Raw genomic sequence first — 13,079 nt, 5'->3', positions numbered from 1 at the left:
ACTGGATTACAAATTCTTGCTACTTCCTTACAAAAAGTTGCGTTAATAAAAAGATTCATTTAGGAAGGAAGTAATTTATCAGGTGTAATGGGTAAAGACCTGATTCTTTTACCCGTTGCATTAAAAACGGCATTGGCTATCGCTGCTGCAACGCCCACAATCCCCACTTCACCAATACCTTTTACACCCATTTTATTTGGGATCATGTCAACTTCATTGATAAACATGGCATCTAACTGTCCAACATCCAGGTTAGCGGGCACATGATAATCTGCAAAAGAGCGGGTGGCGAAATTTCCGTACCGTGGGTCAATAACTGATTCTTCGGTGAGTGCCATTCCAATGCCCCAGATGTTTCCACCTATAATTTGCGACCGGGCTGTTTTCGGATTCAGAATTTTTCCTGCACCCGTTACGGCAAGAAAACGGGTTACTTTAACCATTCCGGTTAATTTGTTGATGCTTACTTCAGCAAAATTCGCATTAAAGCTATGTGCTGAATATTGTTCGGCTTCTGCAGGGGCTTTAGAACTAGATTGGGTTTCAAAGGCAGCTATCTTTTCTGAGATCATTAAGTCATTTGCCGTTGGCCTAACAAAAAATTGTTTATTTGATTTAGCCAGCAGCTCATCCGTAATTTTGGTACAGGCATCATTTACTGCATTGGCAAAACTGGAGGCACCCACTGAACCTACTGATCCGGCAGCAGGTGGAAGGTCTGAATCGCCAATTTTCATGGTAATCCGAGATAGGGGAATGCCCAATCCATCAGCAGCGGTTTGTGCCAGAATGGTATTGGTGCCCGTTCCAAGATCAGATGCTGCAATCTCTACTGTGGCATACACCTGGCCAGCCTTCAAAGTAAGTTTAATATTTGCCGAACTGTCTCGCTGGCGGGCCGGATAGGTACCGCAGGCTACACCGTAACCAATTAAATTTTCTCCGGAGAAATGAGTGCCCGGAATGGCTTTGCGTTTTTCCCAGCCAAAAGCCTTAGCACCCTCTTCCAAACATTTTACGGTAGTTCTGGAACTCCATGGTTTGCCATTTGAAGGATCTTTTTTTGGTTCGTTTTTAATCCGCAAGGCAATAGGATCCATCTTTAATTGATGTGCCAGTTCATCCATCGCACATTCCAGCGCAAAGCTACCAGTAGATTTTCCTGGGCCGCGGGTGTAGGTTGGCAGAATCAGATTCATGGGTACTACCCGGTAAGAAATCAAGGAATTGGGTACCTCATACATGATTTTGGAACAATCACCACAGGGTTCGATATATTCTGAATCAACAGCCGTATGTGAAATGGTTTCATGTGCTAAAGTGGTCAGTATCCCATCTTTTGTGGCACCCAAACTAATTTTCTGTATATTCCTTTGCCTTAGCCCAACAGAATTGAACATTTGCTGGCGGGTGAGCGCTAGTTTCACGGGTCTGTTTACCATTTTAGCGGCAACTGCCGCCAGCACTACATTGGCCCACTGTCCGCCCTTCGAACCAAAACCACCTCCAATATAGGGTGAAACAATCCTTACCTGTTCAGGCCTTAAGTTTAACGTAGCTGCGGCGGCCGTTTGTGCGCCATTGATAATCTGCGAACCATTATAAAGAATCAGGTTTTCGCCTTCCCAAACGGCCAACGTAGCATGCGGTTCCATGGGATGGTGGTGCTCAATAGGTGTTTCGTATGCCTCTTCAATTTTAATTTCAGCCTGTGCCAGGGCTGATTTTCCTGCACCCCTCACCAGGTCGGCCAGTTCTTTTCCCTTGGGCATCTCCGGTTTTTTGGCCAGTTCATCAAAATCAATTTTCTCTGTTTTATCCTGCTGATATTTAACCTGAATGAGGTGTGAGGCAGCAGTGGCCTGTTCAAAAGTTTCGGCAACCACCATCCCAATATGCTGGCCATGGAAAGTAATTTCCGGCCCTTGTAATAAGGCGCCGCCCCTTAATCCACCTTTAACATTTAATTTTGGCGCATTTTTATGAGTGATCACCTGAATTACGCCCGGAGATTTTTCAGCATCGGCGGTATCCATCTCTACAATTTTTCCAGCGGCGATGGTACTTTTGAAAAGCACGGCATAAGCCATATTTTTAGCTGGGTAATCCGTTGCATAAGTGGCTTTACCTGTAATCTTCATGATGCCATCGATCCGGTCTATGCCTTTGCCAATGATTTTGTTCGTGTTTTCCATAATGTTCCAGATCTCTTAACCTTTTAAAGCCACTTCAAACGCATGGATTAAAGTCTGTTTACCCATTTCTATTTTAAATTTATTATGAGCAAGTGGTTTGGCCGCACTCATTTCCAAGTTTGCAGCTTTGGTAAAATTAGCCAGCGTAGCCGCTTTATCCTTTAAAAAGGCTTCCGCTTTTAATGCCCTCCAGGGTTTATGCGCTACGCCACCCATGGCAATATGTGCTGTTTTAATGGTGCTACCTTGTAACTCAAAACCTGCCGCTACTGAAATCAGTGCAAATGCATATGAATTGCGGTCACGAACTTTGATATAGGCAGAATGGCCAGCGAAATTATTTTTAGGAAGCTCAATGGAGGTAATCAGTTCACCATGGTTTAAGCTATTGTCTTTTTCAGGATGATCTTTAGGAAGGAGGTGAAAAGCAGTAAAAGGAATGCTTCTTTCACTGCCATTTTGCTGCATCACTGTAACGTTGGCGTTTAAAGCCGAAAGCGCGATAGCCATATCTGAGGGATAAACTGCCACGCATTGATCCGACCATCCAAAAATGGCATGCATCCTGTTAAAGCCTTTCATGGCCGCACATCCACTTCCCGGAACCCTTTTGTTACAAGGCATATTGATGTCATAAAAATAACTGCATCGGGTACGTTGCAACAAATTACCACCATTGCTGGCCATATTTCTGATTTGTGCAGATGCACCCGCTAAAATAGCTTTACTCAACATGGGATAATCTTTCCTGATCAGCTGATGATTGGCCGTTTCTGTATTTTTAGCCAGCGCACCAAGACTTATGCCTGTAGCAGTCGGCTTAATGGTATTTAAAGGTAAGCGACCCAGATCAATGATTTCAGTGGGTTGGGCCACATGTTCCTTCATGAGATCAAGGATATTGGTGCCGCCAGCTAAAAACGCTGCATGCGGATGAATTAAACCCAAAGCTTCTGATGGATTTTTTGCTATTGAAAACTTAAATGGTATCATAATCTAATGGGTTGATGTTAGTTAGCCTGCAAAAAGCCAGTTCTGTTCGATATTTTTCCCGGTTTGGGCCTCTTTAATGGCGGCAACAATATTAGGATAGGCGCCACAACGGCAAATATTGCCCGACATGCGCTCGGCAATCTCCTCATCTGAAAGCATTACTGCACCGGCCTGTTCCCTGATGTTTGATGTAACAAAACTGGCCTGACCTTCCTTCGCTTCTTTCATCAATGCCACTGCAGAACAGATTTGCCCTGGTGTACAAAAACCACATTGAAAGCCATCATGTTTTAAAAAAGCCTGTTGCATGGGGTTCAGTTCATTATCTTTTGCCAGCCCTTCAATGGTAATAATTGATTTTCCCTCGCAACTTGCCGCAAGTGTCAGGCAGGAGAGTACCCGGTTGCCATCAACAATCACCGTGCAGGCACCGCACTGGCCATGGTCACAACCTTTTTTTGAACCCGTAAGTCCGATCCGTTCGCGTAATGTATCCAGCAGGGTCATTCGGGAATCAATAAGTACTTTTTTGTTATTTGAATTCACTTTGAAGCTCACATTGATGCCATTTTCTATCGCAGCAGGAAAAAGATCCGGAATCTCATCAAACTCAACCGAGCGGGCAAAAAGCTGCTCGGCACCAACCATATGGCTGACCAGCAAACCGGCGGAGGCAAGGCCCATTAATTTTAAAAAATGTCGTCGCTGAAGGCCCGAACGCAATACTTCATTGAGCTCTTCTGGCATAAGGTCGCCGAAAAGCTTTTTTTCTTCAAGGCTAAGTGGTGATGTGTTTTGTTTCATGTAGCTGTTTTTGAGATGACAGGAGTGCAGGAGCAGGCTTAAAAGTTATTACCTGTAGAACAACAATAAAAACGGCTGGTTTTGATCAAAACAAAAATGATACGATTGCACCTGAAACAGAATCAGGCCATTACGGATGTTTCATAATTACGCTAAGCAGGTAAAAACATTAAGAATTTTTGCCCAACCCCTGAATATAAGCAGTAGGCGTAACACCAAATTCCTTTTTAAAGGCTTTGGTAAAATAAGATTGCGTTTGGATCCCGATTCTGTACATCACCTCGGTCATCAATACATCTTCATTTTTCATAATTTCTATCGCTTTACGAAGTCTGGCTGAACGCACAAACTCACCAATCGATTGCCCTGTAATTGATTTTAGTTTCTGGTAAAGTTTCGTTCTGCTCATGCCAATTTCCTTACATAAGAAATCAATATCCAGTTCAGGGTTAATCATTTGGGCATCAATAATAGCCAGCAATTTATTCATGAAAAGTTTATCCTTTTCAGAACTGACCAGTTCTCTGGGTTGAATTTCCCTGTTTTTTAAATAATGCTCTTTTAATTTTTGTCGTTGTTCAAAAATATTACGAATGGTGATGTGCAACAGATTTGTATTTATCGGCTTAGTAAAATAAAGATCTGCACCAGATGCGGCACCCTCAATTTCAGCTTCTATACTATTTTTTGCCGTGAGCATTAAAAATGGAATGTGGCTGGTTTCTATATTTTCTTTAATGAGGCTGCAAAATTCCGTTCCGCTCATACCCGGCATCATTACATCGCTAATGATGAGCTCGGGAAGGTTTTGCCGGGCTACTTCCATACCTTTAATGCCATCTACAGCCTCCAGAATGTGATATTGATTGGCTAATGCATGCTTTAAAAAATTGCGCAACTCATCATTATCATCTACAATTAATATCCTTTGTTTTTCATTTTGATTGTTTGTCACGACAGGAATGGTTGTTTTGTGATCAGCTTCCACCTGGTACATGATGCTTTCGAGTCGTGTTCCGCCAGCTGTATCACTTCGGGTAAACAATTCATCCATTTGGTAATCGCCTTTAAGCACCGGAATCCCGATCATGATTTCCGTTCCTTCATTTCTTTCGCTTGATACTTTAATCAAACCCTTGTGAAGTAAGGTCAAACTTTTAACAAAGGCCAGACCGACACCCGAACCCAGATGTGATTCTGTTATCCGGTAATAGCGTTCAAACAAGTGCTGGATAGAAGCCTTCGAAATACCAATTCCGTTATCAATGACCCTGAAATAAACATATTCCGTTCCCTTATAATCACTTTCAATGTTCAGTTGGTTGGCAAATAATGGCATAACACCCTCTATAGAATGAAGGATCTGAATTTTTAATGTACCATTAGCTTTCGTATACTTCAATGAATTATTAACCAGGTTAAGGATAATTTTTTCGATAATCTGTCGGTCGAACCATATTTCCGTTGGTAAAGGATCTTTCTCAACCGTAAATATTATGTTTTTATCAGCGGCCATTTCCTTAAACTCTTCTGCAATTTCATCAATAAAAAGGTTAAGGTTTCCGGCTGTAACGTTTAGTTTTAGCGCACCGGCAGCCGTTTTTCTAAAATCCATCAGTTCATTAATTAACCTCAGCAGGCGGTTGGCGTTGCGGTGGATGGTGTTGTAATAGCTTTGAAAAGATTCCTGTTTATCTTCACTCAGCAAACGCTCAATCGGACCCAGGATGAGGGAAAGTGGTGTTCGGAATTCGTGAGAAATATTAGTGAAAAACTGAAGTTGGGTCTGGTGGATTTCTTCCCGCTTTTCTTCCTCAATTTTTCTCAGTTCCAGTCTGCGCCTGAAGCTTAAGGCCAGATAGGTGAAGTAAACAGCTGTACCAATGACCAGTAACCTGAACCACCAGGTTGCCCAGAAGGGTGGAGCAATGCGCACTTCAATGGCTACGCCAACGTTGTTCCAAATGCCATCATTATTGGATGCCCGAACTTTAAAAATATAGGTGCCGGGATCAAGATTGGTATATACTGCTTGTCGGCTATTGCCAATATTAATCCATTCCTTGTCTTCACCTTCCAACTGGTAGGCGTATTGGTTATTTTCACTTGATACGTAATTCAGTGCTGCAAACTGAAAGGTAATTGTTGCCTGATCGTAGTCCAGCTTGAGCTTTCTAGTATAGCTGATATCACTTTTCAGGATGTTTTCATCACTTTGCGGGGAGATCACCTTATTAAATATTTTCAGCTCGGTGAGGTATACCGGAGGCACAAAGGCATTGGTTTTAATATCCTTCGGGAAAAAGGAATTAAACCCATTGATGCCGCCAAAAAACATTTCACCGCTTTTAGTTTTAAGATAAGCATTGGATTCAAACTCCTGTCCCTGCAGGCCATCTGCCATGTTGTATTGCTTATAGGTCTGTTTCTGCGGATGATATTTAGTCAGGCCATTTGCGGTAGAAATCCATAAATTTCCCTGTTCATCTTCTGTAATCCCCTTAATGAAAGCGGTGCTAAGTCCAGCTTTTTGAGTAGCCGGTACAAATTTATTTTTGCTTGCATTAAAGTGGTAGAGTCCGGCCTGGCCGATCCATAAATTACCTTTAGCATCAACAAAGATTACCCGTAAATCAGGTTTTTTGCCACCTTCAGTAAAATAGTGACTAAATACTTTGGTCTTGAGGTTGTACCGGTTTAAACCACCATCATCTGTACCAATCCAGAGGTTTTTATTTAAATCTTCGTTAATGGAAACGATGTTATTGCCGGTTAAATGTGTACCATTTGCACCATCTGTAAACCTTTTAAATCTATTCGTCGCGGGATCAAACAGGTTCAATCCACCATAATAGGTACCGATCCAAATGTGGTGTTCACTATCTTCAAAAGATCTTTGAACATAATCTGAAGAAATGGAATTAGGGTCGCTATCCTTGTGCTGGTACCGGGTAAAGGTTCCATCTGCATTCATCCGGTTTAATCCTCCGGCCCAGGTACCAATCAGTAATCCGCCTTTGGTTTTGGTAATGTCTAAGATGGCATCGGCACCTATTGTTTTAGCATCGAAAGGGCTAAATTTAAAATGCTTAAAAACCTTACTTTTTTTATTGTAAATATCCAGTCCGCCGCCATCCGTACCAATATAGATCTCTCCGTTATCTGCTTCATAAAAAGCTCTGACATCATTATAGCTTAAGCTGTTTTTATCGGGTTCCTGCCTGAACAAGTTAAATTTTTCCGCCTGTGGGCTATAAAGATTTACACCTCCACGATGTGTACCCACCCAAAGATTACCTTGTTTATCTACAAAAAGAGCCGAAACGGTTCTTTGAGAAAGGCTGAAAGCATTACCTGCCTGATTCTGATCATGGGTGAAATTTTCTGTTAAAGGATTGAAATGATTTAAGCCGCCATTAATGCCGCCTATCCATACCTTGTTTTGATGATCGAATGCAATGGCCCTGACCAAATTACTGCCCATGCTGTTGCGGTTTTTCTCTTCATGCAGGTAGTTTTTATAGGTATTATTTGCTGCATTGAAATGAATCAGGCCATTTTCTTCGGTCGCCAGCCAGAAAGAATTGTCTTTGGCTTTTTTAATCGTCCTGATTTTATAATTGTTTAACTTAGGTTGAGCAATACCATTTGTTGTATTTAAAAGTTCAACACCAGCGTCGCTGGCAATCCAGAGTTGACTACCTGGATCGGTATAAATATCATTGATAAAATCTTTTCTCGTACCTATATGCTGCGTATTTCCGAAGGTATATTGCTTGAGGTTTTGCTGCTGCTGGTTAACCTTAAAAAGACCACCACCATAAGTACCCACCCAGATGCCTTGTTTATTTTGCACAATTGCAGTAATGATATTGCTATTCTGCCCGGAACCTGGGTAATGGGTGAACTTGTTTTGCTCCGGATTAAATTTATTCAGACCGTTTGAAGTTCCGATCCAGAGATTTTTGTCCTGATCTTCTAAAATACACCTGATGAAGTTATCGCTGAGACTTCCGGCTTTCCCCGTGCTTTTAAAGACGGTAATCTCATTGCCATCATAACGGTTCAGGCCATCTCTTGTACCGAACCAGATAAAGCCACGGCTATCTTGAAAAATGCACTCGATGGTGCTGTTTGATAAACCATTTTCTACATTAATGTGCTTAAACTTTAAATTTTGTCCGTAGCTGTTTAGGGCAAGCGTAACGCAGAGAAAAGAGAAAATAAATTTAACTATACGGATCATTCTTGTGCTTCGCCAGACGCAATTTTTTTGAAATCAAATGTAATTCATTTTTCAGCAGCTTACGTATACTTTACATGGTTTATAGGTAAATAGGGCGATATTATGACGATTAGCACAAAAAAAATGGACGATAGCACAAATCAAAAACAGGGATAAAGGCTTTATTTGTGGCCATAATTCTAACCGATATTTCTATGCAGATGATTACAATTTTCTTCAAGAGTAACAAGCGAATGTTTATGCTATTACTATTGATTTTTACCCATGGATATCTTTTCGCTCAACAGGCCACCATTACCGGCGTGGTGAAAACTGCTCCAGATAATTTGGGGATGCCTGGGGTAAGCGTTCGATTAAAAGGAACGGCTACCGCAACTTCAACTGATGGAAACGGAAATTTCACCCTTAAAATTCCATCGAATGGAATTTTAGTATTTACCGCTGTAGGTTACAAAGTGCAGGAAGTTCCGGTTTCTAAATCAACCAGTTTAACCATTACCCTGATTGAAGATGCTTCCACTTTAAATGATGTGGTTGTAGTGGGCTATGGTACTACCAGAAAACAAGATTTAACAGGTTCGGTTGCTGTAGTTGGCGTGAAGGACTTTCAGAAGGGAAGCATTACCACGCCAGAACAAATGCTTTCTGGCAAGGTTTCAGGAGTGGCCATTACTTCCAATAGCGGTCAGCCGGGTGCAGGAAGTACCATCCGGATTCGCGGAGGTTCATCCTTAAATGCCAGTAATGATCCTTTATTCGTGATTGATGGCGTACCCTTAGAAAATGGAGGCGTTTCTGGTGCTTCCAATCCCTTAAGTTTCATCAATCCAAATGATATTGAAAGCTTTACGGTATTAAAAGACGCGTCGGCAGCAGCTATTTATGGTGCCAGGGCATCTAACGGGGTCATCATCATCACCACCAAAAAAGGATTAAGCAATGAGTTGAAAGTGAGTTTCAACTCGGTTAATTCCATTTCTAAAATTGTAAAACAATTGGAGGTATTGAGTGCTGATGAAATCCGTTCCATTGTAAATTCAAAAGGAACTGCTGCACAAAAAGCACAATTGGGTAGTTTTAATACCAATTGGCAGGACCTGATTTACCAGGATGGTTTCTCTACTGATAACAACTTAAGCATAAGTGGCGGAATCAAGAAATTGCCTTATCGCATCTCTGTAGGGTACCAGAATCAAACAGGTTTATTAAGAACCGATCAGCTGGAAAAAACTTCTGCGGCACTGGTACTCAATCCACGCTTTTTTGATAATCACTTAAAGGTAGATTTAAACTTAAAGGGCAGCATGCAAAAAACACGATTTGCCAACACCGCTGCCATTGGTGGCGCGGTAAGTTTTGATCCTACGCAGGCCACTTATACCAACCGATCAGCATACAATGGCTATTGGGAATGGTTAGATCCAACCAGTCCTACGGGTTTAGTTAATCTGGTGGGCCGCAATCCGGTTGGTTTGCTGGAGCAGAGAGAAGATCGGGCTAAACCCATGAGAAGTATTGGTAATTTACAACTGGATTACCAGTTTCCATTTCTCCCGGAATTACATGCTAATTTCAATGCTGCTTATGATGTGGCTACGGGAAAAGGAACTGTTTATGTTGATCCGAATGCAGCAGAATCTATTCTAAGCAATGGGGTAAGCAATCAATATAAAACCAACAGGCAAAATACCGTTGTTGATTTTTACCTGAACTATGTGAAAGATTTTAAATCAATCAAGAGCAGGGTTGATGCTACGGCTGGTTATTCTTACAATGATTATTTAACTACGCAATATTTCTATCCGGTTTTTGATGCCGTAGGAAATAAAGTTGCTAATTCTGATCCGGCCTTTCCATTTAATAAACCTCAATATCGCCTCATCTCTTATTTTGGCCGGTTTAACTACAATTATGATGAACGCTTTTTGTTAACAGCAACAGTTCGCCGTGATGGATCATCCCGTTTTGGCCCGGCCTATAAATATGGTACTTTCCCATCTGTTGCCTTAGCCTGGACCGCTAAAAATGAAGCGTTCTTAAAAGATGTTAAAGCCATATCCAACCTGAAAGTTCGCGCCAGTTATGGTATTACTGGTCAGCAGGATGGAATTGATAACTATGGCTACCTTTCCACTTATGGTTTAAGTTCACTGAATGCACAATATCAGTTCGGCGATACCTTTTACCAGATGTACCGGCCAAGTGCTTACATTTCCAATATTAAATGGGAAGAAACTGCAACTGCCAATGTCGGGCTTGATTTTGGTTTATTTGATAACCGCATTAGTGGTAGCCTGGATGTCTATCAGAAGAAAACCAGTGATCTGTTAAACCGGATTCCGCAACCTGCAGGAACCAATTTCGCCGCCACGGCAATTGTAAATGTAGGCGATATGAAAAATGAAGGGGTGGAGATGACGCTGAACTTTAATCCGGTAAAAGAAAAAGATTTCAACTGGGATTTCAGCGTAAATGCCACATACAATAAAAATACCATTACCAATTTAACCGTAGTTCCGAATGATCCTAACTATGCAGGCTTTCCAAGCGGTTCAATAGCAGGTGGTGTAGGCGGACAATTCGTATTTATAAATGCCGTTGGCGGACCGAAAAATATCTTTAATCTTTTTGAACAGGTGTATGACCAGGCTGGAAATCCGATTGAAGGTGTCTATGTTGATCAAAATGGCGATGGTGCCATTACCGCCAGCGATTTAAAGAAAGGTAAACAGGCAGACCCGAAATTGTTCCTCGGTTTCAGTAATAATTTAAGCTATAAAAAATGGAACCTCTCCTTTACCCTGAGGGCGAATTTAGGTGGTTACGTATACAATAATAATTACAGCCAAAGCGGTAACCTCGCACAAATTACGGGTACATCGGTTATCCTGAATGCATCACCAAACTACCTCACTACCAATTTCAAGACACAGCAATTGTTAAGTGATTATTATGTTCAGAATGCATCATTCCTGCGGATGGATAATATTAACCTGGGTTATGCCTTTGGAAAATTATTTAAAAGCAAAGCCAATTTGCAGCTAACCGCCAGCGTGCAGAATGTATTTGTAATCACCAAATATAAAGGCCTTGATCCTGAGGTAGCTTCAGGAATAGATAACAACATCTATCCACGGCCTCGTGTGTATTCTATAGGCTTAAACCTCAATTACTAACGATTTATATTGAAATATGATGAACCGTTTTAATCCAAAATATATGAAACTACGTGTTTTAAAAATGTTCCTGCTGGTTTGCATCACTTCATTCTTGATGGTTTCCTGCACCAAACTGGATCTTACACCAACCAATGATTTAATTGCCGATAATGTATACACCAGCGTAAGCGGTTATAAACAGTCATTGGCCAAAGTTTATGGTGCCTTTGCACTTACAGGAAATGCCTCTGTTGGCCAGCCAGACATCCCCACTGAAATTATTAAGGATGAGGGTAACTCTGATTTCCTTCGTTTATACTGGAACTTGCAGGAGCTCACCACAGATGAGGCTGTTTGGTCATGGCAAAGTGATGCCGGGATTCAGGGTTTACATGAAATGAGCTGGTCATCAACCAATGCAATCATCAACGGATTGTATTACCGTTCCTACTTTCAGATTACCTTGTGTAATGATTTCATTAACCAATCATCAGATGATAATTTAAGCAAACATGGAATTACAGGAGCAGATGCTGTAGCGGTGCGCAGGTTCAGGGCAGAAGCACGTTTCATCAGGGCATTTCAGTATTCGGTTTTAATGGATCTTTATGGAAACGTACCAATGGTAACGGAACAAACGCAGATTGGCGGGAAAGATTTGCCATTACAGATGCAGCGTAAAGAAGTGTTTAATTATGTAGAGTCAGAACTTAAAGCCATAGAAACCGAACTGGCTCCGGCCAAAACCAACGAATATGGCCGTGCAGATCAGGCGGCTGACTGGGCATTATTGAGCCGGATTTATTTAAATGCTGAAGTATACACTGGCACGCCGAGATATACTGATGCCATTACCTATTGTAATAAAATTACGGGTGCAGGTTATGCCTTACATAACAATTACCGTGAATTAACCATTGCTGATAATCATTTGAATAAAGATGAATTTATTTTAACCATTAACTACGATGGTACCAGTACACAGAATTATGGCGGTACCACTTACCTGATGCATGGTCCGGCTGGTGTACCTGCAGAGGTTTCAGGTTCTAGCGGAACTTGGGGCGGGTTGCGCATTACGCAGCAGTTTGTGAATCTTTTTGCAGATAAAACAGGGGCGACAGATAGCAGGGCGCAGTTTTACACGAGCGGACAAAATCTGGAAGTGAATGATTTGTATACCTCTACCGATGGCTATTCGAGTACCAAATACCGAAACAAAACCCGTTCAGGCGGACCGGCACCTCATCAGGATGTAGCGAAAGATTTCTCTGATATTGATTTCCCGCTTTTCCGTTTAGGCGAAATTTATCTCACTTATGCAGAATCTGTTTTAAGAGGGGGCACTGGCGGAAGTTTAAGTACTGCATTGGGTTATGTGAACCAATTGCGCACAAGAGCTTACAATGGAAGTACCGCAGGAAATATTAGTTCTGGCGCTTTAACTACTGATTTTATTCTGGATGAACGCGGAAGAGAACTTTGGTACGAAGCCTTCAGGAGAACCGATTTGATTCGCTTTGGTAAATTTACCTCGGCTAACTATTTATGGGCATGGAAAGGTGGTACCCGAAACGGAACGGCGGTAAATGCCAGATTTTCATTGTATCCACTGCCTCCGACAGATCTATCTGCCAATCCAAACCTTCGTCAAAATCCTGGTTATTAATTAACGTTTCAGCA

6 protein-coding genes are annotated in these 13,079 nt (G+C 41.7%); 2 read left to right on the top strand and 4 right to left on the bottom strand.

The genetic code is table 11. The annotated features are described in order from the left end of the window. Positions 1 to 59 precede the first annotated feature (59 nt). The 4 genes from OQ267_RS10225 to OQ267_RS10210 form a co-directional block, all read right to left on the bottom strand. Positions 60 to 2,195, bottom strand: coding sequence for a xanthine dehydrogenase family protein molybdopterin-binding subunit (locus OQ267_RS10225; protein WP_265835801.1), 2,136 nt, complete (start codon positions 2,193 to 2,195; stop codon positions 60 to 62). A gap of 15 nt (positions 2,196 to 2,210) precedes the next feature. Next, positions 2,211 to 3,188, bottom strand: a complete 978-nt coding sequence (locus tag OQ267_RS10220; protein WP_265835800.1) for an FAD binding domain-containing protein — start codon at positions 3,186 to 3,188, stop codon at positions 2,211 to 2,213. A 21-nt stretch (positions 3,189 to 3,209) separates the two neighbouring features. After that, a complete protein-coding gene (locus tag OQ267_RS10215; RefSeq protein WP_322974861.1) occupies positions 3,210 to 3,992 on the bottom strand; it encodes a (2Fe-2S)-binding protein in 783 nt (260 codons plus the stop codon). Positions 3,993 to 4,161: 169 nt separating this feature from the next. Continuing rightward, the gene (locus OQ267_RS10210; protein WP_265835799.1) at positions 4,162 to 8,238 is read right to left on the bottom strand and encodes a hybrid sensor histidine kinase/response regulator transcription factor; all 4,077 of its coding nucleotides are present in this window, start codon (positions 8,236 to 8,238) and stop codon (positions 4,162 to 4,164) included. Positions 8,239 to 8,477: 239 nt separating this feature from the next. Here OQ267_RS10210 and OQ267_RS10205 point away from each other — a divergent pair, with 239 nt between their 5' ends. Together OQ267_RS10205 and OQ267_RS10200 are read left to right on the top strand one after the other, a co-directional pair. Next, positions 8,478 to 11,414, top strand: a complete 2,937-nt coding sequence (locus tag OQ267_RS10205) for a SusC/RagA family TonB-linked outer membrane protein (RefSeq protein WP_265835798.1) — start codon at positions 8,478 to 8,480, stop codon at positions 11,412 to 11,414. A 43-nt stretch (positions 11,415 to 11,457) separates the two neighbouring features. Then, positions 11,458 to 13,065 carry a RagB/SusD family nutrient uptake outer membrane protein gene (locus OQ267_RS10200; protein ID WP_265835797.1) on the top strand — a complete coding sequence of 536 codons (1,608 nt, stop codon included), beginning with the start codon at positions 11,458 to 11,460 and terminating at the stop codon, positions 13,063 to 13,065. Positions 13,066 to 13,079 lie beyond the last annotated feature (14 nt).

The sequence above is a fragment of the Pedobacter sp. MR22-3 genome, from assembly GCF_026240075.1.
Taxonomy (GTDB): Bacteria; Bacteroidota; Bacteroidia; order Sphingobacteriales; family Sphingobacteriaceae; genus Pedobacter.
The sequence above is the reverse complement of the archived record's forward strand: the minus strand, read 5'-3'. Positions and strand labels throughout refer to the sequence as shown.

Coding starts and splice junctions, on each gene's coding strand:
- OQ267_RS10225 (WP_265835801.1), bottom strand. CDS start 2,195: ATGGAAAACACGAACAAAATCATTGGCAAAGGCATAGACCGGATCGAT.
- OQ267_RS10220 (WP_265835800.1), bottom strand. CDS start 3,188: ATGATACCATTTAAGTTTTCAATAGCAAAAAATCCATCAGAAGCTTTG.
- OQ267_RS10215 (WP_322974861.1), bottom strand. CDS start 3,992: ATGAAACAAAACACATCACCACTTAGCCTTGAAGAAAAAAAGCTTTTC.
- OQ267_RS10210 (WP_265835799.1), bottom strand. CDS start 8,238: ATGATCCGTATAGTTAAATTTATTTTCTCTTTTCTCTGCGTTACGCTT.
- OQ267_RS10205 (WP_265835798.1), top strand. CDS start 8,478: ATGCTATTACTATTGATTTTTACCCATGGATATCTTTTCGCTCAACAG.
- OQ267_RS10200 (WP_265835797.1), top strand. CDS start 11,458: ATGAAACTACGTGTTTTAAAAATGTTCCTGCTGGTTTGCATCACTTCA.